Raw genomic sequence first — 20,757 nt, forward strand, 5'->3', positions numbered from 1 at the left:
TTGACGCAACTCTTGTGGGACTATCAGCTTGCAACGTACAGAGATAGTCTGGCTCATGGGCTTATTGTAGTTTATCCAGACTTTTGACCAGCAAAACCTATATGGAGGAGGGCTTTCCTCCCGACACCAAGCCTGCGGCTATGGTGCGGGCCTCCAGCCCGAAAATTTGGTGAATGCGCTGGGGATTTTCTGGCTGAGGGCATTTCCTTCAAAAGCAAGGGGGCGCAGCCCCTAGTGTTCCAAGTCGCAAAAAATAGATATCTACCACTGCTGGCAGTGGCAAAGGGGAGCGTTTAGGGTTTATCCTATTCGCAACATCTGCAAGAGGGCAGGCTGCCATGAAGGGATTTGCGCGCGTACTTGGGGCTTGGGGGATCCTCACCCTGATCGCCGGGATCTCGCCCGGCAGCGCTGTGGGCCAATCGGCCTTGCCTCCTGTGCCCATCATGCCCTCGGATCCCCAAGGTTCGTTTCCCGATCCAGGGATCCCGGCAGCCCCTTCCCCTCCCCGTGAGCCGGTCGGGCTGGATCTCCGCCATCTGGTGGGATTGTTCATCAACGAGTCCTTGGGTGCAGGCAACCAAGCTGCCGCAGTCAGTTACAACGACCTCTACACCCGCCTGTTGGCCCGAAGCTACGGGGATCCCCGCCCCTCTATTGAGGTGGAGTACGAGTTCATTCAAGAGATCCTGCGGGAGTATGGGGATCCCGCCGATCGCTTCTGGGATCCGCAAGCTTTCAAGGACTTGCTCAACCGTCCCCGTCCTCCCGTACAAGCCCGCGGGATCGGCCCGCGCCAGGTTTACTTGGCTGTGCCGGATCTCACCCCGGCCACGGCTCAGCAGATCCGCCAAACCCTCTACACCCAAGACTACAGCCAGGGCATTGTCCTCGACCTGCGCGGAGCTGTGGGCTACGACCCCCAAGTGGTGGCCGATGTGGCGCGCCTGTTTTTGCCCCGCTCCGTCCAGCCGCTGCTGATTACCGAAGACCGATTTGGGCAGCCCACCCTCTGGAACAGCGAAAATCTGCCCATTGCCGCCGGGATCCCGTTGGCCGTTCTCGTGGATGGTAACACCCGCCAGGGGGCCACCCTCTTGGCTGCCCAGTTGGGAGCCAGCGGCAGCACCCTCATTTTGGGGCAGCCCACCCAAGGCAGCGAGCGACAAACCCGCTTCTTTGCTCTCCCCTCCGGCGCGGCGGTAGAACTGGCCGTGGCCACCTGGAAAACAGGGGATGGTCGCTCTTTGGAGCGGGGTCTGGTGCCTTTGCAGACGGTGGAAGGAGATGACAATGCTTGGCTGAATGCCGGCCTGCAAGCGCTGGCCTTGCCCCCCCGGCGACCTGCCCTGCCCCCACGGCCTACCGTGCTGGTGCAAGAGGGCCGAGTTGGCCGCTTTGAGCTGGGCATGGATACCCGCAACGTGGATACCCACCTGCTGGGCAATGTCGATCAGATCCCAGCGGCCTCTGGAGCTAATGTGTTTCAGCCCAACAGCGACCTGAAGATCTTTTACCTACAAGACTACATCCTCTTCACCTACCGTCATCCGGGCATTGTGGATAGCTTTTTCGCCAACCGCATCTACACCACCCACCCGGAAGCCATGACTGGCGAAGGGATCCGCATCGGCTCCACCTATTCGGAAGTGATCGCCGTTTACGGTGGGCCCGGCGAGAACGGCTACAACGAGGTGGTACCCTATCCCAAGGGAAGCCGAGAATATCTGCGCGACGACCGCTACTACGTCAACTACGATGCCCTGGGCCTGGCCTTTGCCTTTGAGGTGGGATCCAACCAGGTCACGGCCATTGGCCTGTTCAAGCCGGGGAGCTGAAGGCGAGGGCAACTGGGGAATCTCTGTTGGCTTGCCAGAGGGTTCGGGGATCCCGCCCATCTCCACGTTGTCCCCTGCCGGAGAAAAGTTAATCGATTGTTAATCTTTTTGTCCTGATCTCTCAACATCGCCCGGAGCGATGCGGTAGATTAGTGCAGCAACCCCCGCAAAGGGGATTTTTTGTGCCATCTACGGACTGTAGGAGAAGCTCTTGGCAAACGTCGTGGTTGTCGGTGCCCAGTGGGGCGATGAAGGAAAAGGGAAGATCACCGACCTCCTCAGTGAAAAGGCCCATGTGGTCGTCCGCTATCAAGGTGGGGTGAATGCAGGGCATACCCTGGTGGTGGGGGGCCAAACCTTCAAGCTACACTTGATCCCCTCTGGCATTCTCTACCCCGACAAACGCTGCATCATCGCCAGCGGCACGGTGATCGATCCCGAGGTTCTGCTGGCCGAGATCGACCAACTGCATCAATTGGGCATTTCCACCGACAACCTGTTCATTGCCGAAACGGCCCACGTCACCCTGCCCTACCACCGGGTCATTGACATCGCAGAAGAGGAGCGGCGTGGCATCTACAAGCTGGGCACCACCGGACGGGGTATTGGCCCCACCTATGCCGACAAGGCAGAGCGCATGGGCATTCGCGTTGTGGACTTGATGTACCCTGACCAGTTGCGGGAACGCCTCAGTTGGGCCATTCCCTACAAAAATGTCTTGCTGGAAAAGATCTATAACTTGCCGCCCTTGAATCCCGAGCCAATTATCGAGCAATACCTGGCCTATGCCGAGCGGCTGCGCCCCTATGTTACCGACGCTGCTCTGCTTCTCACCCAAGCCATCGAAGACCGGGAGAACATCCTGTTTGAAGGGGCTCAAGGCACCCTGTTGGATCTCGACTACGGCACCTACCCCTACGTCACCTCCTCCCATCCCATTGCCGGTGGCGCTTGTATTGGCGCTGGGATTGGCCCCACCAGCATTGACCGGGTGATCGGGGTGGCTAAAGCCTATACCACCCGCGTTGGGGAAGGCCCTTTCCCCACCGAGCTCAAAGATGAGATCGGGGCGTACCTGGGGGCAACCGGTGCTGAATTTGGCACCACCACAGGGCGACAACGGCGCTGCGGCTGGTTTGACGGGGTAATTGGGCGCTACGCGGTGCGGATCAATGGCCTAGACTGCCTGGCCATCACCAAACTGGATGTGCTGGATGGCTTGGATGAGATCAAGGTGTGCGTGGCCTACGAGTACCAGGGGCGGGAAATTCGTCACTTTCCCAGCGATGCCCGGGTTTTCGCCCAGTGCAAACCCATCTACGAAACCCTGCCGGGCTGGAAATGTTCCACCAAAGATTGCCGCTCCATCCAAGACTTGCCCCCCGAAGCCCATGATTACCTGAAGTTTTTGGCGCAGTTGATGCAGGTGCCGATTGCCATTGTTTCTCTGGGGGCCAGCCGCGACCAGACGATCATTGTCGAAGATCCCATCCACGGCCCCAAACGTGCCCTTCTCTATCCCAATGGTGGCAAGCGCGTCCACGCCCTCATGCCCGACTGAGTGGGCCTCAAGCACAATTGGGAACAAGGACAATACTGTAGTGATCAGTAAGTTATAGTCATTTCAGTTTAGGGTGAGACGCCTGAGCCACTGAGAAAGTCTTCCGCCCGAGGGTGGTTGCAGAAGCAGCGTGGAGCATTTTGAAAGCGTCTTAATCTAACTTGAAATAACTGCAATAGGTCAGAAAATCAATGGTTTAGCTAGTCCGCTGGGAAGCCTCGCCCTCTATGCATCAGCATGAGGGTCGGGATGAAAGGCGGTCTTTGTGCTGTGGTCAACCTAGCTGTACAGAACAGCTTTGTTGGAATCTGGTGCAGCTACGCGGTGGGACATCCTGTGTCTGCTCGCTGAGGGTTCTTGCGATAGCTACCCGTTGAGGCGAGAAGCCTGCTCCGTACTACCTAGCAGTCGGAGTCGGGAGTACGTCACGGAAAACAATATTGCCGCAGTTGGGCCAGTTCTGCCTCGCTGAGATCTTGCCACTGGCCGGGAGCAAGCCCCGCCAGAGAGAGGGGCCCCAGTCCAACCCGAACCAACCGCAAAGTTGGGATCCCAACGGCGGCAGTCATGCGGCGCACCTGGCGATTGCGACCCTCCCGCAGCGTCAGTTCCAGCCAGGTGGTGGGGATGGAGCGGCGAAAGCGGATGGGGGGATCCCGTGGCGGCAGGGTGGGTTCCTCAGCCAAGACCTTAACCTGGGCCGGGCGCGTTTTTCGCCCTTGGATGATCAGCCCCTGTTGCAACTGTTGCAGGGCTTGGGGGGTGGGGATCCCTTCCACCTGAACCCAGTAGGTGCGCTCATGGCCGAACTTGGGATCGATCAAGCGGGCATTGAGGCGACCATCATCGGTCAGCAGGAGCAGCCCTTCGCTGTCGCGATCCAGTCGCCCCACCGGATAAACTTTGGGCACCGGGATAAAAGACTGGAGGGTGGGCCGTCCCTCTCGGTCGGTGAATTGGGTGAGCACGCCATAAGGCTTGTAGAACTTGAGATAGCGCATGACACACAAAACAACAAAACTGTGAACCCAACCTTTCCAATCTTTAAGATTTGGCAGAAAGATTTGGCAGAGCGGCTTCAACGGTAAGATCAAGCCTTAAGGAGCAATATCCCTCCATCGCCAGCAGCGTTTGACGGAGCTCAACCCATGACCATAGACAACAACTTACTCTGGGTTTTGGTTGGAACAGCAGGGCTCTCTCTCCTCAGCCTGGTGTACGTGCTGGTGGATGAGGGCAACAAACGTCGCCGCTACGAACAGCAAAAGGAAAAAGAAGCTGCTCAGCCACCTGCGGTTGTTCCTGCAGAAGAAGCCGGGATCCCAGCTGCACCTCCTTCTGCTCCTGAACCTGTTGCTGCTCAGCCCGCTTCAGCGCCACACACTGCTGACGGGTTCCCAGAAGCGTCGCGTAGCGATGACGAGGAGCCAGAAACCTCCCCGGAAGCGGTTCGCGCCAGCAGGACAGAGTCCTTGCCCAGCCCTGAGGACTCTGCTCTCCCCAAGGAGCCGGATACAGGGCCTGACCCCGCAGAGGAAATGCCGAAAGATACCCCATAACAGTTTTTTTCGGTTCTGGGGAAGTTCTGGGGATAGATGGGATCCCCATCCCGCAAGAGGGGAGCTTCATGCCCTCATCAGGGTTTGCTCTCCGTAGCGCAGCATCATCTCCAAAGCCGCGAGACGGTTGCCCCAAACTTGAACTCGATAGGGGTTGCGCAGAGATTCCAGCCGCATCCAAGTGGCAAGATTGGTTTTCAAGTTGCCCAGTTGCTGACGGGCTTGTTCCAGGGCTTCCGGGGTGGGATCCGCTGCCAAGGCCGCCAGGGATCCCTGCACCCGCTCTATTTGCTCCATCCATTGGCTGTGCTCCCACAACCCCAACCGTTTCCGCTCGAGCAAAAACATCCACTCCTGCCGCAGCGCCTGGAAGCGATCCCGAACAGCCCCAAAGGGATCCCGATAGGGAATGCGAGTCGAGGCAATGGCGGAGGACCTGAGGATGGCTTCCAGCTCTGGGGTAAGCTGCCGCACCGAGAATAAAGCAAACCCCCCGGTGGGCAAATCCCGCACCACCTGCAGTTGATCCAAGAACTCGACGGGCGGCAAGTTCAACAAATTAAGGCTGGGGACGAAGAGGGTGGAGAAGCGGCTGACAATTTCCAAATTGGGCTGCACCAGTTGCGCCAAACGCCGTGTATTGCCCGCATAGGTGAGGGGGATCAACAGATCCAGCTCCCCTGCCTGGATCCACTCTTCCCAGTTCTGCTGCAGCCTTTGCAGGCGCTCCTGCTTGGGCAGAGCATAGACAGCTGCCGAGAGGATCACGCGCGGGTTGAGGGAGCGGGCGGTGCGGGCAATGGCCTCCACCACCTCGTTCACCTGCTGGGTGCGGTAGCGGGTCCACAACTGCCAGAGGGAGCGATCCCTCAAGGGATCCAACTCCAGCGGATCGACGCCGGACAACTGCTGAAACCCCTGACGAGCGGCCCGACCGAAGCCAAACACCTGGCGGCTGGCAGCGTTTTGGAAGGGATAGCGGATGTAGTCCAGGTGGATTCCGTCTACCTGGTAGTCTTGCACTAGCTCGCGGGTAAGAGCCAGGAGATAGCTGCGCACCTGCGGATTGGCTGGGTCTAGCCAGGTTTCCGGCTGCCCGCGCGGGAACAGACGGCCACGATTGTCCAGATTGGCCCAATCGGGGTGAGCCGTCAGCACCGGGCCGATGTAGTCTTGGGGCAAGTTGATCTCCGGCAGCAGATTGTGGCGGGTGTTGCCCACCGCAAGAGTCCAAATCCAAGTGTGCAATTCGAGGCCCCGCTCATGAGCCAAGCGCACCGCCGCCCGCAAGGGATCCCAGCCACGGGTGAGGGGGTTCTGTTGGGGGGCGACGCGGCTGGGATGAATGGCAAAGCCAGCATTCATCGTCTCGAAAAAGACGGTGTTGAGGCCAGCCTGAGCCAGGCGATCGAAAATCTGAGCCAGCCCTGCCTCAGAGCCTGCCTCGACAATGGTGCTCCGATCCAGCCAAATGGCCCGTACCTCAGACAAAGCCGTCAACCGATCCACCGGGTAGTGGGCCCACAGATCCGCCCGTGCCTGTTCAAAAGCCTGCCGCGCCTGCTCGTATTGCCCTGCCTCCACCCAGGCCGGTAGCTGTTGCAACACGCTGCGGGCTTGCTCCAAAATGGGCTTGTACTCGGCTGCTTCTACCCCCCCTTGAGTGGCCCGAGCCAGCAACAGGGATCCCTCTACCCGACCCAGCAAGCTCCCCAGCTCTTGGCGCATGGCCAGCAACTCCAGGGTGTTGATGGTGCTCCGCACCGCTGGCAAAGGGGATGGGGTGGCAGCAGCCTGTCTGAGGGCAGCGAAACGGCCTTGGGCCCGGCGCAGAGCCGCTTGCAACCACTCCCGATCCAACTGCGCCGTCTCCTCGGGAAACTCCCCCCAACGCCAACCCAGGTACACACTCTGGCGGCTGGCAATCACCGCATAGGCATTGTCCCCCATGTCCACCTCTTCCCAGACGGCCACCAGACGACTTTCCGGGCCGGTGGGCAAGAGGGCTCCCCCGGCAACCACAAAGTGCTCCGCACCGCTGGCGCGATCGGCCGCCTGAACGCTGCGGGCCCATGCTTCAGCAAACTCTGTCAGGCGCACCGTACTGGCCAGAGGAATATCTCCGCTCCAGTAGGCGCCAATCAGGCTGCGTAAGGGATCCCGTGCCTCAGCAGGGATTTCCAGCGGGCCGCTGACGATCAACTGACCCCCTTCCTGTTGCATCCATTCGGCGAGAGCATGGGCTTGAGCAACGGTTAGGCGATTCACGTTTGGCAAAAAGACTGTGCTGCGCCCCCGCAAACCTGCTGGCTCGATCCGGTCGATCACCTGGTAGCTGAGGCCGCTCTGCTGCAGTTGCCGCTCGATATTGGCCCAGTTCTGCCCTGGCAAGCGTACCACCGTCAGAAGGTGCTCCGCACCGTGGACAGCGCTTTGGCCGTGGGCAACCGGGGATCCCGTCCAAACCAGCAGACCCACCCAGAGGAAACCCAGACAAACTGCCGGGGGCTTGAAGGATCTTAAGATGAACCCCCAGAAACGATCCCTCACCATCCCAGACCAGCCTGCTTGAGGACTCCGTCCCGCCAAAGGACTGGGGAACCGAACCGCCAACAGCATTGGATCTCCTTTCTTTGAAGACCATCCGTCAGGAGCGCGGATATGAACCTGCACCCGCCCAGACCATTCAACATTATTCAATTCAACAATGATGTTGGTGAGGATCCCTGCCAGTGGAAGGGGGAAATCCCCAGGCGGCGCTAGGGCAGGCGAGGGATCCCGTTGCTTGTCCAGGTTGAGAAATAGGGCTTATTTTGGAGTGTGACATACTCCCGCACTCATGCTGACGCAAAGCGCTCCGCGCCGCTAACGCGAAAAGGACGTTTCCTGCGCTTGAGGACTACGTCCCGCTGACGCGAAAAGAACGGGATGCCCCACCGCCCTGTGCTTGATGTTGATGGCCGCATGGTGGTCGCGCTCTAGTTCTAGCCCACAATGGGAACAAGAATGCCACCTGTCTTGAATCGCTTTCGGTACTCTTTGACCGCACCGAGAGCAGTTTTGACTGCTGCCGTTGGGATTCACTGCAATCGCCCTCAGCCCAGCTCTTTCAGCCTTGACTGCCAGCATTTGCAGAAATTGTCCCCACCCAGCATCATAGGTAGATTTTGCTAGTCGGGTTCTAGCAACACCTTTGATATTCAGGGCTTCGTACCCAATATGCTTGCCTTTGCTTACCAGCCAGTTCGCTGTTTTGTCATGAAAATCTTTGCGCTGAGATAGTGGTTAGTGGATAGTCACTATTCACTATCCACTGGTCACTATCCACTAGTCACTAGCCATAGGCGGTTTGACCCTTTCTTCTTGCGAGACACTGCCCGCTGCAGTCTCTTTAACCGCTTTTGGGCTCTGCGGTAATACTGGGGAACTGGAACAGACTCCCCCGCGTCGGTCACCAAAAAGGAGTCCAGTCCCATGTCGATTCCTATGGTGTTCTCCAGTGTTGGCAGGTCAGGGGTAAATACGGGGACAGATGAATCTTGCAGGCTCAAGGTCACATACCACCCGTCTGCCTTGCGGGTGATGGCAGCGGTCTTAATCACAAAGCCCTCAGGCAAAGGACGGTGCTGAATTATCCGAACAGCACCGATTTTGGGCAGATGGATAAACTGCCCGCAAATGCAGTCCTGTTGCATCGGGGGGAAACTGAAGGAGCGATACCGCCCAACTCCCTTAAATCTGGGTTTCCCTGCCCGCTTGCCGTTACCGTCCCCCTTCAGCCACCGGTCGAATGCTTTGTGCACTCGCTCTATGCAGTTCTGGAGGACTTGCGAATGGACTGCTCTGTACTGCGGAAACAGGGCTTTCATCTTCACCAAATCCCGTTTCTGGGGGTAGAAATCGGGATTGTCTTTTAACTCAGGCAAGTGACAGATTAAGGGACAAGCATTGATAGCACAGCGATTGTGTTCCCACCACGCAAAGCGCTCTGCCAAGCGATAGTTATAGTGCTTCCGCAACAACTCTAGCTATTGCTCCATTAGAGCAACTTGGCTAGAGGTAGGGCGTAAGCGATATTGATAGGCAGTTCTCATGATGAGTTTATAAAAGTTCTCATGATGAGCGTATAAAATCCTGCTACGCCGGTCATAGCACCAGTAAGGACAAAGCATCGTGTCCTTGCCTCTCATCCCGACCCTCACCCTGGATAGTGGTGAGTGGATAGTGACTAGCCACTAGTCACTAACAGAGGGTGGGGCTTCCCGGCGGTCTAGCTAACTGCGACCAGGGCTTGATTAGCGCTCCTCCGCCAACCGCACCTGTACCGACTGGCCGTGGGCGGGCAACCCTTCCGCTTGTGTGAGAGCCTGAATGGCGCTGGCCACCTCCCGCAAAGCCGCTGAGCTGTATTGAATCAGACTGGAATGCTTTAGGAAAGTTTCCACCCCCAAAGCCGAGGCATAGCGGGCCGCACCGGCGGTGGGCAAGGTATGGTTGGGGCCAGCCAGGTAATCTCCTACCGCCTCCGGAGTATGGTGGCCCAAGAAAATGGCCCCCGCATGGCGAATGGGATCCAGCAAAGCCCAGGGATCTGCCACCTGCAGTTCCAAATGCTCTGGCGCAAACAGGTTGGACAAAGCCACCGCCGTTGACAGATCCGGCACCACCGCAATCAGCCCGTAATTCACCACCGACTTTTCCACCATCAGACGGTTGGGATGGGCCTCCATCTGGGTGGCCACCGCCTGCTGCACCTGCTGGGCCAGCTGGAGATCGGTGGTCAGAAGGATGGCCGCCGCCAGGGGATCATGCTCGGCTTGGGCCAGCAAATCGGCAGCCACATAAAGGGGGTTGGCGCTCTCGTCGGCGATGATCAACACCTCCGATGGCCCGGCCAGCGAGTCGATCCCCACCGTGCCGTACACCAGCTTTTTGGCCAAAGTTACGTAGATGTTGCCGGGGCCGGTGATCACGTCCACCTTGGGGATGGTCTCGGTGCCGTAGGCCAAAGCCCCTATTGCCTGAGCCCCTCCAACGCGATAGATGGTGTGGATGCCTACTTCTTGGGCGGCCACCAAAATGGCCGGGCTAATCCCCTTGCCCCCCGAGCCGTCGGATCCCGGTGGCGTCACCATCACAATCTCGGGCACCCCTGCCACCTGGGCCGGGATGGCGTTCATCAACACCGTGCTGGGATAGGCGGCCCGCCCCCCCGGAATGTAGAGGCCGGCGCGATCCACAGGGCGGTATTGCTTGCCCAAAACGATCTCAGGGCCGGGAAAGCTCACCCAACTGCTGGGCACCCGCTGCCGGTGAAAAGCCTCAATGCGCTGCTTGGCCAGCCGTAAGGCTGAAAGCAACTGCGGAGACACCGCCTGGTAAGCTGCCTCTAGCTCGGCCCCAGACACCTTCAGTTCGGCAACGCTCAGCTCCACCTGGTCAAACTCAGCCGTATAGGCCAGCAGGGCACGATCCCCCTGACGGCGTACCGCTTGCAGGATCTCCCGCACGGTTGCTTCACGGTGCAGGTTCTGGTCAGCCTGAGTGCGCTCCGAGATCCGTCTAAGCTCGGCTTCAGCCTCGGCTAGCTGGGTGACGATTCTCAGCATGGCAACTCCTTCGCATAGCGCGCCGTAACCCCATACTAACGAGGGATCCGGCGGCATCGCGGTAGCAAAGCGGATCTTTCGCTGGGTCGGCTTGCGGCGACAAGAAGGGACATCCCCAGGCAGGGATCTTGTCTGCACCTGGCGCGATCCGGGTTGATCATGGTCATAGCTTAGCCTGGATTTTCCTCGACCAAGAGCCGGGTAGAGTTCGCCGATAGCCCTACTTAGGAAAAAGCCTGCCCCTTTTTCATAGGCCCAGTTCTGTCGATTTGATCAAGTTGCGAAAATCGTGGATTACCTCTTCACAGCGACGGAAAAAAGCCAGCACCCAATCCCGTAGCACCCTTTGCTGAGATTCGTCCAGTTCCTTGAGGGATCCCCGGTAGTGGATCTGGCCGCTGCGCTCGATCTCGAACTGGTTCAGCCATTCTGCTTTGGATCCCTGGCGTTCCACCACTTCCTGCCGTGCTGCCTTCCAATAGTTGACGATCACCGCCTTGCCCAAATAGCCGGTTGTCATCTGGCAGAGACGGTTCAGAGATTGCACGAAGACATCCATCTCCATGCGCGGGCCCGCCGCAGGAGCGGAACTGGGCTGGGTAGCGTTCCGGCCTGCCTCCGCCTGGCTGGTAAATAGACGAAAGGTGGCCAAGCCCTTTGGCGTATCCTGCTGCAGCTCGGCTCGCAGGCGGTTCACGGCCAAGGTGTAAACCGGCATCACCAGCTCGTCATTCACCGCCACCAGCAGCGCCCATTCCGGCCCGAGGGGGTAAACGAAGACCCGCTGCTCGGCAAACTGAAAATCAAAATAGTCAAGTCCTGGGGGCATGGTCTGCAAAACTTGAAACAGCCCTTCGGTGAGGGCCTGTTGCTGTCGGCTATCCAAATCCTGAAAAGAGCGGTAGAAAAAAGGGCGACCTGTCCGACTCAAGAGCGCCACCCCCATCACCCCGCGGATGGACAAAAAACTGTCGAGCGTTTCCTTCTCCATGCCCACTCAACTTGGGTAACACTCTTATCCTGACTTAGATTGCCCGAGGATGGACGAGCACAACCAACCGCAGTTGCGAGAGGTGGATGCTCGATTTTGGGATTTAGGAAATTCACTGGGACAAAAACGCCTCGATCCGTCCCACCGCCTCCTCCAGACGGGATCCCTCGACCACCAAAGCAAAGCGGACATAGCCTTCCCCACTGGGGCCAAAGCCAGAACCCGGAGACAGGGCAACCCCTGTGGCTCTCACCAAGTCCAGACAAAACTGGGCAGAAGAGCCGCGATAAAACTCCGGCAGAGGCGCCCACAGATACATGGTGGCCTCCGGCAAAGGCACAGGCCAACCGATGCGGTGTAGAGCCGCCACAGCTATATCCCGTCGCTCTCGGTACACCTGCCGCCAGCGCTCCAAAAAACTATCGGGAACTGCCAAAGCCGCTGCTGCCCCCCGCAGAATGCCCTGGTACTGATGGAAGTCGATGGTGGATTTCACCCATCGCAGGGCTCGGATCAGCTCTCGGCTGCCAATGGCGTAGGCCACCCGGAACCCTCCCATGTGATAGGACTTGGAAAGAGAAAAAAACTCGATGGTGCGGGTTTTATCGGGATCCGCCTGCAGCGCGGAAGGGGCTACCTGGCCGTCGAAACGCCAGTCCACATAGGGAAAATCGTGGGCCAGAACGATGTCGTACTGCTGACAAAACTGCAGGGTTTCTTGCCAAAACTCCGGGGTGACGGTGGCAGTGGTGGGGTTGTGGGGGTAGTTCAGCACCAGCAACCGTGCCTGCCGGCAGATTGCCTCCGGGATCCGATCCCAGCGGGGCAAGAAGCGGTTTTCCGCCCGCAGGGGCAGGTAGTAGGGGATCCCGCCCGCCAGATGGATCCCGCCCACGTGAGAGGGATAGGCCGGATCCGCAACCAAAGCAACATCGCCGGGGTTGAGCAGGGCCAGGGGCAAGAGGGCCGTTCCCTGCTGGGATCCGATCAACGGCAGCACCTCTGTTTCCGGATCGATCTCCAGGCCGAACTTCCCCATGTACCACTTGGCGCAGGCAGACCGAAAGTCCGCCGTGTCGTGAAACAGCGTGTAGCCATAGGTAGAGGGATCCGACAGAGCCGATTGGATGGCCGCCAAGGAGTCTGAAGGTGGGGGCAGATCGGAGGATCCCAGAGACAGATCGATCACATCCAGGCCAGAGCGACGAGCCTCTCGCTTGGCTCGATCCATTTGGTCAAACACATTGCCGCCGAGGGGCTGAAGTCGCTGGGCGAGGGGAATCGACATGCAACAACTCTTGCAAAGCAGGGGGGTCTATCCTAGCTTGAGGATCCCCTCAGGGATTGTCGCCAGAAGTGGGGGAAGAAGGTGAGGTTGGACGCGTGCTGGCCGCCGGCCCCCGGTCGAAAATCTCGATGTGCCACTGTCCTTGGCCGTTGCTCTCAAAAGCGATAAACCGGCCATCGCCGCTGATGGTGGGGTTGCGCACATCTCCTGGCACCCGGCTGCTGATGTTTTCTATCCTGCGGGTTTCGCGGTCGTAGAGAAAAATCTCAGACTTGCCCAGAGCATTGGAGACATAGACGATGTAGCGACCATCGGCGCTGATGTCGGGCGAGGTGGCCGCCACGTCGCTGGAGTTGAGGCCGGGCAGATCCACCAAGCGACGTTCCACCGTGTCGTAGAGAAAAATATCCTGGCTGCCGCTGCGGGCCGAGGAAAACACCAGGTAGCGGCCATCTCCGTTGAAAGCAGGCTCCCCATCGGGGAAGATGCTGTTGAGGCCACTGTTGGTCAGGCTGGGACGCGGGGTGCGAAAACCTGCGGGGCTGCAGCCCAACAGCACCAAGCTCAATCCGGCCAGGCCCAGCTTTCTCGCCCACCGGGCCGCGCCAAACAGGATCCGGCCATCGGTCAGCATGGCATCGCCTCTCCAACCCACTTTTCCCATCATACCCAGTTGACAAACTCGGCTCCGGCTAGGGCTCCACCTTGACACCCTTCCAGAAGGCCACATAGCCCCGGATGTTGGCCGCAGCGGGTTTGGGATCCGGGTAGTACCAGGCGGCATCTTTGTTCTCCTGGCCGTTGACCACGAGGGTGTAGTAGCTGGCCTCCCCCTTCCAGGGGCAGGTGGTGTGGGTAGAGCTGGGCTGGAAGTATTCCCGGCGCAGAGATTCCGGCGGAAAATAGATGTTGCCTTCTACGGTTTCGTAGCGGTCTGTCTCCGCCACCACCACCCCATTCCAGATGGCCCTGGGCATGGAAAACCTCCTCTTGCCAAGTTTTGGATATCGGATTTTTGAGTTGCGGATCCCGGCGGCTGAGGCCGCCTTGCTTTGAGCTTAACTCTTCCCTTCCTCTTATGATCGTCTTGTATTGTCCCTTGTATTGTCCGATGAGAAGCTCTCTGTCCGGTGGGGAAGCCTGCCGATCCCGAGAGCAAAGTGGAGTCTTTTAAGGGCTGCTTCCTACCGCTATTGAGCGCTACGGCTATGGCTCGCCGCAACACCCTACAAGATGACCTCAACTACCAACAAGCCAAGCGCAGCCTGCGCCAGTGGGTGGCCCAACTGGATCTGCGCCCCCAAGAGGTCGCGGGCTTAGAAGGGGAGTTGGAGAGCTTGCAAGCGCTCTTGGACAAGCTGGAAACCGAGGTCATCCACATCGCCGCCTTTGGTCTGGTGGGGCGAGGCAAGTCTTCCCTGCTCAATGCCCTGCTGGGCGAGCCAGTCTTTGAGACGGGGCCCACCCATGGCATCACCCGTACCCAGCAAGCGGCAACTTGGAACATCAGCTGGGAAACCCGCCCCCAGTCCTCCTTCTCTGGCACATCCCTGCAGGGATCCCGCCTCCCCCCTTCCTCGGTGCAGTCGGTACAGGTCGCCCATTGGCAGGGATCCCGTCTGGAGCTGATCGACACTCCCGGCCTGGATGAAGTAGACGGCGAAGAGCGGGCGCGGCTGGCCCGAGAAGTGGCGCAGCGGGCGGATTTGATCCTGTTTGTCGTCTGCGGGGATCTGACGCGGGTGGAGTTTGAGGCTCTGGCCACCCTGCGGGAGGCGGGCAAGCCTATGCTGCTGGTGTTCAACAAGATCGACCAGTACCCAGAGGCAGATCGCCAGGCCATCTACGACAAGATCCGCAACGAACGGGTGCGGCAGCTCCTTTCTCCCAACGAGATCGTCATGGTGGCGGCCTCCCCTCGCGTACCCCGCCTGGTGCAAAGGCCGGATGGGAGCTTTGCTGCCCAGATGGAAGTGGGATCCCCGCAGGTGGACGAGCTGCGCCTGAAAATCCTGGAAGTCCTGCATCGGGAGGGGCGTTCGCTGCTGGCCTTGAATGCCCTCCTGTTTGCCGATCGGGTTAACCAGCAGGTAATTGAGCGCAAGCTGCAAACCCGTGCCCAGCAAGCCCAAGACCTCATCGCCTCAGCCGCCCGCACCAAAGCGCTGGCGGTTGCCCTCAACCCCATCACCCTGCTCGATACCTTGGGAGGGCTGGCCATCGATGTCACCCTGATCCTGCGCCTGGCCCGCCTGTACGGCTGGCCCATGAGCACTGCAGGAGCCACACAACTGCTGCAGAAGATCATCCTCAGCATGCTCAGCCTGGGCGCCGGCGAGTGGGTGGCGCTGTTGGGCCTGGGATCCCTGAAAACCTTGCTGGGGGGATTCTCTCTGGGAGCCTACGGTTCCGTGGCCCTGACGCAGGCGGTGTTGGCCGGGTTTTCCTGCTATGCCATCGGCGAGTCCGCCCGCCGCTACCTGGCCCAGGGAGCCAGTTGGGGGCCAGAGGGGCCCAAAGCCGCCATAGCCCAGATTTTGGCCGATTTGGACGAAGCCTCGATTACCGCCCGCCTGCGAGAGGAAATCCGCCACAAAATCGGATTTGCTTTCTCCTGAACCTCTACAATCGCCTCTACCATCAGAGAGCCGAGCCGCATCGTTCGCATGACCTACTGCCTTGGCATCATCACCCGCTTTGGCTTGGTGATGGCGGCAGATTCCCGCACCAACGCCGGGGTGGACTACGTCTCCACCTACCAAAAGCTGTTCGATTTTTCCGTGCCCGAAGAGCGGGTGATCTTGATCTGCACCTCCGGCAACCTGTCCATCACCCAGGGCGTTTTGACCGAAGTGCAGCGGGATCTGCGCCAACCGGAAAGTTCCAATCTCCACACCTTCCCCCATCTCTACGACGTGGCCCGCTACCTGGGATCCAAAATTCGTTACATCCAGGAGCAAGACCGACCCTGGCTGGAAAAGGACGGTATCGACGCCCAGTGCAGCCTGTTGTTGGGGGGACAGATCCGAGGCGAGGAGCCGGCCCTCTTTTTGATCTACAGCCAGGGCAACTGCATCCAGGCCACCCCGGAAACCCCTTTTTTGCAGGTGGGGGAAACCAAATACGGCAAGCCAATCTTGGATCGCACCCTCTCCTACGAAACCTCGCTAGCAGATGCGGCCAAATGCGCTCTCCTCTCCATCGACTCCACCATGAAATCCAACATCTCCGTCGGCCCCCCCATCGATTTGGTGATGGTGCAAGCGGATCAGTTCAAGGTCACCCACCGTCTGCGCCTGCGCACCGGGGATCCCTACCTGGCCAAGATGCGCAAACTGTGGGAGAGCGCCCTCAAACAAGCCTTCGACCAAATGCCCCCCATCGAGTGGGACTACTCGGATCCAGCTGATCGGGAAGAGCTGCTCGACTGAGAAGAGGAGATTGGTAGGATAGGGGTTAATCCATCTCTGCCCAACCCCTGCCATGTCAGCCCACACCTTTCAAGACTTGATCTTTCGCCTGCAACAGTTTTGGGGGGAGCAGGGCTGCTTGATCCTACAACCCTACGACCTGGAAAAAGGCGCCGGCACCATGAGCCCCCACACGTTTTTGCGCGCCTTGGGGCCGGATCCCTGGCGAGTGGCCTATGTCGAACCCTGTCGCCGCCCCACCGATGGACGCTACGGTCAAAACCCCAATCGCCTGCAGCACTATTTTCAATACCAAGTGTTGATCAAGCCCTCCCCCGATGACATTCAAGATGTGTACCTAAATAGCCTGCAAGCTTTGGGCGTGAACCCGGCAGAACACGATGTTCGCTTTGTGGAAGATGACTGGGAATCTCCCACCTTGGGGGCTTGGGGCGTGGGCTGGGAAGTGTGGCTGGACGGCATGGAAGTAACCCAGTTCACCTACTTTCAGCAGGTGGGCGGACAAGATTGTCGCCCGGTTTCTGTAGAAATTACCTATGGGCTAGAGCGCCTGGCCATGTATCTGCAGGGGGTGGATTCGGTTTTCGATCTCTGCTGGAATGAGCATCCTTCTCTGGGACGGATTACCTATGGACAAATCTATTTCCAAAATGAGGTCGAGCAATCTTATTACAACTTCGAGTATTCCGATCCGGAGATGCTACTGGAATTGTTCCGGCTCTACGAAGCCGAGGCCAAGCGTTTGATCGAAACCACCCAACAGAAACTGCAGAAACAGGTGTTGCCGGATCGGTTGGCCGTGTCTCTGCTCCTGCCCGCCTACGACTATGTGCTCAAGTGCTCCCACACCTTTAACCTGCTCGACGCTCGTGGTGTCATTGCTGTAGCCGAGCGCACCCTCTACATTGGGCGCATCCGTAACCTGGCTCGACAATTGGCGGAGCTGTACGTTAGCCAAGCCGATCGACCGGGATCCAGCTATGCCCTGCGGCAACCGGAACCCGCTTTGGTTTACAGGGGTGCCTCTCCCCAGAGTTAATTCTTGAGAAAGGGATCCCACCTTTGGCTATGATAAGAGATTGGTGTCAGCAAGGTGCTGGCTGCCCAAATGGCTCTTGTGGAAAGTCAGTGACCTCGTTTTCATCCTCTTTTTCTGACCAGTTCACCTTACTTTTTCGGAAAAGCTTTATGTTTTACCATCATCCCGTCACTCGGGTTTCCATCTTTATTGATGGCAATAATATGTTTTATGCTCAACAGAAAAATGGCTGGTTTTTTGACCCACGCCGGGTGTTGGATTATTTTGTTAGATCACAGCCAAATGTTGAATTGGTCAACGCATTTTGGTACACCGGCATCAAGGATCCCCATGATCAGAGGGCCTTTCGAGACGCTCTGATCAGCATGGGCTTCACTGTGCGCACCAAGATCCTCAAAGAATATCGAGATGAAGACTCCGGTCGGTACTCCCAAAAAGCAAATCTGGATATCGAAATAGTAATCGATATGTTCAACACCGTTGGCCAGTACGATAGGATCATTCTATTTAGCGGCGATGGAGATTTTGAGCGGGCCGTCGAGCTGTTGCGTTCCAAAAACACGCTGATTACAGTTGTCTCCACCGAAGGGATGATCGCCCGCGAGCTGCGCAACGCCACCGACCGCTACATCGACCTCAATGACATTCGCCCCTACATTGAGAAGTTAGACAAGTAGTGCTTTGGGCAGGGTTCTGGACTGCTTCCTCTGCCGTCGGGTCAGACCCATAGCCTCCTGGCGAGCTGGCGACAACACCGCCCGAGTTCGTTCTGGCTTTTTCCATCTTCACGGATCCCATCCCTGCCACACAAGCGGCACGTCTGTTGTACCGGCTCTAGTCAGCGCTGCCGGAAAGGAGCTGTCCCGGCCAATTCCAGTAGGGTGCTCTGGTGTCCGGCAGAAGGGCTGTGTCTTCTCCCCTTGGCAGCCAACTTCTGGGCAACCTTAGTTCAGGCAGGGGAGCAGAGAGGCTAGCATTGTAAAAAATCTTTGCCCTGATCAGGTTTTTATGACCGGCGTTCCTGTCTCCCGTATTCGCAACTTTTCCATCATCGCCCACATCGACCACGGCAAATCCACCCTCGCCGATCGCCTCCTGCAGGAAACGGGCACCGTTTCAGCCCGCGAGATGAGGCCACAACTGCTGGACAGCATGGAACTGGAGCGGGAACGGGGCATTACCATCAAGCTGCAAGCGGCCCGCATGAACTACCGTGCCCAAGACGGCCAAGACTATGTTTTGAACCTGATCGACACGCCGGGGCATGTGGACTTCACCTACGAAGTCTCCCGCTCCCTGGCCGCCTGTGAAGGGGCGTTGCTGGTGGTGGATGCCTCTCAAGGGGTGGAGGCCCAAACCCTGGCCAACGTCTACCTGGCCCTGGAGAACAACCTGGAAATTATTCCGGTGATCAACAAAATCGACCTGCCGGGGGCCGAGCCGGAGCGGGTGATTGCGGAGATTGAGCAGGTGATCGGCCTCGATTGCAGCGGGGCAATCCTCGCCTCTGCCAAGGTGGGTATTGGCATTCAAGAGATTCTGGAGGCCGTTGTGCAGCGGGTGCCGCCCCCACGGGATACGGTGGCGGAGCCCCTGCGGGCCTTGATTTTCGATAGCTACTACGACGCCTATCGCGGCGTGATCGTCTATGTGCGCATCATGGATGGGGAGGTGAAGACGGGGGACAAGATCTGCTTTATGGCCTCTGGCCGAGAATACGAGATTACCGAGCTGGGGGTGATGCGTCCCAACCAAGAGCCGGTGGATGCCCTACATGCGGGCGAGGTGGGCTACATGGCCGCCGCCATCAAGAGCGTGGAACACGCCCGGGTTGGGGACACCATCACCCTGGTGAATCGCAAAGCTCCTGAGCCCCTGCCCGGCTACAAAGAAGCCAAGCCGATGGTGTTTTGTGGCCTGTTCCCCAGCAGCTCCGACCAGTACGCCGAACTCAAAGAAGCTCTGGAAAAGCTCAAGCTCAACGATGCTGCCCTGTACTTTGAGCCAGAAATTTCCAGCGCCATGGGCTTCGGCTTCCGCTGTGGTTTTCTGGGCCTGCTGCACATGGAGGTGGTGCAGGAACGCCTAGAGCGGGAGTACAATCTCGATCTGGTGATCACAGCTCCGACGGTGGTGTACCAAGTAACCCTCAACAACGGCTCTGTGATTCGGGTGGACAATCCCAGCAAGCTGCCTCCCCCCAACGAGCGCACCAGCATCGAGGAGCCGATTGTCAGGGTAGAGGTGATTCTTCCTGAGGAATTTGTCGGTACCGTGATGGAGCTGTGTGAGACCAAACGCGGCACCTTTAAAGATATGAAATATTTGGCGCAGGGTCGGACTACGCTGGTGTACGAGCTGCCCCTGGCGGAAGTGGTCACCGACTTTTTCGACCAGTTGAAATCGCGCACCCGTGGCTATGCCAGTATGGATTATCAAATGATTGGCTACCGCGCCGATGATTTGGTACGTTTGGACATTTTGATCAACGGCGATGTGGTGGATTCTCTATCCACGATTGTGCATCGGGACAAAGCTTTTTATGTAGGCCGTTCCCTAGTTGCCAAGTTACGAGAGCTGATCCCACGCCATCAATTTGAAGTGCCCATTCAGGCGGCAATTGGCTCTAAAGTGATTGCTCGTGAAACCATACCAGCCCTGCGCAAAAACGTCTTGGCCAAATGCTACGGAGGAGATGTGACCCGCAAACGCAAGCTTTTGGAAAAACAAAAAGAGGGGAAAAAACGCATGAAGGCGGTGGGAACAGTGGATGTGCCCCAAGAAGCGTTTATGGCTGTGCTGAAGCTGCAGAATGACTAGGGCGATGGGCACTCAACTGGGGCGGGGAGAGGTGTTGGCCTGGCTACAGGAGCGGGTGTCTCCTCCTCGCCTCCGCCATATCTTGGGGGTAGAGGGGATGGCCCGACAGCTGGCGGCCCACTACGGGCTGGATGAGCAGAAAGCTGCTTGGGCAGGGCTGATGCACGACTTGGCCAAGGCTTTCCCGCCGGAGCAACTGTTGCAAAGGGTGGCTCAGGAACGGGAGCTGGATGAAATTGAGCGGGCCGAACCTCACATCCTGCATGCTGAGGTGGGATCCCTGGTGGCGCGGGAGCAGTTTCAGGTACAGGATCCGGAGATTTTGGCGGCCATTGCCAACCACACGCTAGGGCAGCCCGGCATGGATCCGCTCAGTTGCGTGGTTTTCGTGGCCGATGCCCTGGAGCCGAATCGGGGCAACAGCCCAGAATTGGAGCGGTTGCGGCAGATGGCTTTTGTAGATTTGTCTAAAACCGTAGTGGGAGTATGTGACTTGAGCCTAAAATTTTTGCTAGACCGGAATCAGGTGGTTCATCCGCGCACACTCATGACTCGGAATCATTTTTTGTTACATCCTTTAGAAAAAGCGGTGTCCTAGGTTAACTCAGTCGTTTCAGGAGG

At 58.4% G+C, this 20,757-nt stretch carries 16 protein-coding genes and 1 pseudogene; 9 read left to right on the forward strand and 8 right to left on the reverse strand.

Annotation, left to right across the window (positions count from 1 at the left end; all coding sequences use genetic code 11):
• The first annotated feature begins 338 nt into the window (after nt 1-338).
• Together ACVWZU_RS07910 and ACVWZU_RS07915 are read left to right on the forward strand one after the other, a co-directional pair.
• Nucleotides 339-1,838 (forward strand): S41 family peptidase, encoded by a 1,500-nt coding sequence (locus ACVWZU_RS07910; protein WP_457444249.1) that lies wholly within the window; start codon nt 339-341, stop codon nt 1,836-1,838.
• 211 nt (nt 1,839-2,049) lie between these two features.
• A complete protein-coding gene (locus tag ACVWZU_RS07915) occupies nt 2,050-3,399 on the forward strand; it encodes an adenylosuccinate synthase (RefSeq protein ID WP_457444251.1) in 1,350 nt (449 codons plus the stop codon).
• Nucleotides 3,400-3,824: 425 nt separating this feature from the next.
• On the opposite strand, the gene ACVWZU_RS07920 is transcribed toward ACVWZU_RS07915, so the two are convergent.
• A complete protein-coding gene (locus ACVWZU_RS07920; RefSeq protein WP_457444253.1) occupies nt 3,825-4,400 on the reverse strand; it encodes a pseudouridine synthase in 576 nt (191 codons plus the stop codon).
• A 147-nt stretch (nt 4,401-4,547) separates the two neighbouring features.
• Here ACVWZU_RS07920 and ACVWZU_RS07925 point away from each other — a divergent pair, with 147 nt between their 5' ends.
• Nucleotides 4,548-4,958, forward strand: a complete 411-nt coding sequence (locus ACVWZU_RS07925; protein WP_457441520.1) for a hypothetical protein — start codon at nt 4,548-4,550, stop codon at nt 4,956-4,958.
• Nucleotides 4,959-5,024: 66 nt separating this feature from the next.
• Here ACVWZU_RS07925 and ACVWZU_RS07930 read toward each other — a convergent pair whose 3' ends face one another.
• From ACVWZU_RS07930 to ACVWZU_RS07960, 7 genes and pseudogenes are all read right to left on the reverse strand, one after another.
• Nucleotides 5,025-7,436 (reverse strand): glycoside hydrolase family 10 protein, encoded by a 2,412-nt coding sequence (locus tag ACVWZU_RS07930; protein ID WP_457444255.1) that lies wholly within the window; start codon nt 7,434-7,436, stop codon nt 5,025-5,027.
• Between the two features lie 387 nt (nt 7,437-7,823).
• Nucleotides 7,824-9,052 (reverse strand): annotated as a pseudogene (locus tag ACVWZU_RS07935) (RNA-guided endonuclease InsQ/TnpB family protein).
• 201 nt (nt 9,053-9,253) lie between these two features.
• The gene (gene hisD / locus ACVWZU_RS07940) at nt 9,254-10,567 is read right to left on the reverse strand and encodes a histidinol dehydrogenase (protein ID WP_414422451.1); all 1,314 of its coding nucleotides are present in this window, start codon (nt 10,565-10,567) and stop codon (nt 9,254-9,256) included.
• A gap of 247 nt (nt 10,568-10,814) precedes the next feature.
• Nucleotides 10,815-11,558 (reverse strand): hypothetical protein, encoded by a 744-nt coding sequence (locus tag ACVWZU_RS07945; protein ID WP_457439430.1) that lies wholly within the window; start codon nt 11,556-11,558, stop codon nt 10,815-10,817.
• 112 nt (nt 11,559-11,670) lie between these two features.
• Entirely contained in the window at nt 11,671-12,846 is a 1,176-nt protein-coding gene (locus tag ACVWZU_RS07950; protein WP_457439432.1) for an LL-diaminopimelate aminotransferase, read from the reverse strand.
• Between the two features lie 49 nt (nt 12,847-12,895).
• Complete coding sequence (locus ACVWZU_RS07955; protein WP_414407272.1) at nt 12,896-13,480, reverse strand: TolB family protein; 585 nt, start codon at nt 13,478-13,480, stop codon at nt 12,896-12,898.
• Nucleotides 13,481-13,538: 58 nt separating this feature from the next.
• Nucleotides 13,539-13,823, reverse strand: coding sequence for a DUF427 domain-containing protein (locus ACVWZU_RS07960; protein WP_414328853.1), 285 nt, complete (start codon nt 13,821-13,823; stop codon nt 13,539-13,541).
• Between the two features lie 231 nt (nt 13,824-14,054).
• On the opposite strand from ACVWZU_RS07960, the gene ACVWZU_RS07965 reads away from it, so the two are divergent.
• The 6 genes from ACVWZU_RS07965 to yqeK all read left to right on the forward strand — a co-directional run bounded on the left by ACVWZU_RS07965 (nt 14,055) and on the right by yqeK (nt 20,734).
• On the forward strand, nt 14,055-15,464 hold the full coding sequence (locus tag ACVWZU_RS07965; protein WP_457444280.1) for a DUF697 domain-containing protein: 1,410 nt from the start codon (nt 14,055-14,057) through the stop codon (nt 15,462-15,464).
• 48 nt (nt 15,465-15,512) lie between these two features.
• Nucleotides 15,513-16,277, forward strand: a complete 765-nt coding sequence (locus ACVWZU_RS07970) for a peptidase (protein ID WP_414387909.1) — start codon at nt 15,513-15,515, stop codon at nt 16,275-16,277.
• Between the two features lie 52 nt (nt 16,278-16,329).
• Nucleotides 16,330-17,316, forward strand: a complete 987-nt coding sequence (gene glyQ, locus ACVWZU_RS07975) for a glycine--tRNA ligase subunit alpha (RefSeq protein ID WP_414328660.1) — start codon at nt 16,330-16,332, stop codon at nt 17,314-17,316.
• A 149-nt stretch (nt 17,317-17,465) separates the two neighbouring features.
• Nucleotides 17,466-17,993: a low amplitude/bright protein LabA gene (locus tag ACVWZU_RS07980; RefSeq protein WP_011431737.1), complete on the forward strand. Its 528-nt coding sequence runs from the start codon at nt 17,466-17,468 to the stop codon at nt 17,991-17,993.
• A gap of 331 nt (nt 17,994-18,324) precedes the next feature.
• Nucleotides 18,325-20,136: a translation elongation factor 4 gene (lepA, locus tag ACVWZU_RS07985; RefSeq protein WP_011431736.1), complete on the forward strand. Its 1,812-nt coding sequence runs from the start codon at nt 18,325-18,327 to the stop codon at nt 20,134-20,136.
• Nucleotides 20,129-20,734 carry a bis(5'-nucleosyl)-tetraphosphatase (symmetrical) YqeK gene (gene yqeK / locus ACVWZU_RS07990; RefSeq protein WP_457384668.1) on the forward strand — a complete coding sequence of 202 codons (606 nt, stop codon included), beginning with the start codon at nt 20,129-20,131 and terminating at the stop codon, nt 20,732-20,734. Before lepA ends, yqeK begins: the two co-directional genes overlap by 8 nt.
• The last annotated feature ends 23 nt before the right edge of the window (nt 20,735-20,757 follow it).

This window comes from Thermostichus sp. MS-CIW-26 (assembly GCF_054059115.1).

Excerpts from the sequence above, each read along its gene's own strand:
- ACVWZU_RS07910 (WP_457444249.1), top strand. The coding sequence starts at position 339 with ATGAAGGGATTTGCGCGCGTACTTGGGGCTTGGGGGATCCTCACCCTG.
- ACVWZU_RS07920 (WP_457444253.1), bottom strand. The coding sequence starts at position 4,400 with ATGCGCTATCTCAAGTTCTACAAGCCTTATGGCGTGCTCACCCAATTC.
- ACVWZU_RS07925 (WP_457441520.1), top strand. The coding sequence starts at position 4,548 with ATGACCATAGACAACAACTTACTCTGGGTTTTGGTTGGAACAGCAGGG.
- hisD (WP_414422451.1), bottom strand. The coding sequence starts at position 10,567 with ATGCTGAGAATCGTCACCCAGCTAGCCGAGGCTGAAGCCGAGCTTAGA.
- ACVWZU_RS07945 (WP_457439430.1), bottom strand. The coding sequence starts at position 11,558 with ATGGAGAAGGAAACGCTCGACAGTTTTTTGTCCATCCGCGGGGTGATG.
- ACVWZU_RS07950 (WP_457439432.1), bottom strand. The coding sequence starts at position 12,846 with ATGTCGATTCCCCTCGCCCAGCGACTTCAGCCCCTCGGCGGCAATGTG.
- ACVWZU_RS07955 (WP_414407272.1), bottom strand. The coding sequence starts at position 13,480 with ATGCTGACCGATGGCCGGATCCTGTTTGGCGCGGCCCGGTGGGCGAGA.
- ACVWZU_RS07960 (WP_414328853.1), bottom strand. The coding sequence starts at position 13,823 with ATGCCCAGGGCCATCTGGAATGGGGTGGTGGTGGCGGAGACAGACCGC.
- ACVWZU_RS07965 (WP_457444280.1), top strand. The coding sequence starts at position 14,055 with ATGGCTCGCCGCAACACCCTACAAGATGACCTCAACTACCAACAAGCC.
- ACVWZU_RS07970 (WP_414387909.1), top strand. The coding sequence starts at position 15,513 with ATGACCTACTGCCTTGGCATCATCACCCGCTTTGGCTTGGTGATGGCG.
- glyQ (WP_414328660.1), top strand. The coding sequence starts at position 16,330 with ATGTCAGCCCACACCTTTCAAGACTTGATCTTTCGCCTGCAACAGTTT.
- ACVWZU_RS07980 (WP_011431737.1), top strand. The coding sequence starts at position 17,466 with ATGTTTTACCATCATCCCGTCACTCGGGTTTCCATCTTTATTGATGGC.
- lepA (WP_011431736.1), top strand. The coding sequence starts at position 18,325 with ATGACCGGCGTTCCTGTCTCCCGTATTCGCAACTTTTCCATCATCGCC.
- yqeK (WP_457384668.1), top strand. The coding sequence starts at position 20,129 with ATGACTAGGGCGATGGGCACTCAACTGGGGCGGGGAGAGGTGTTGGCC.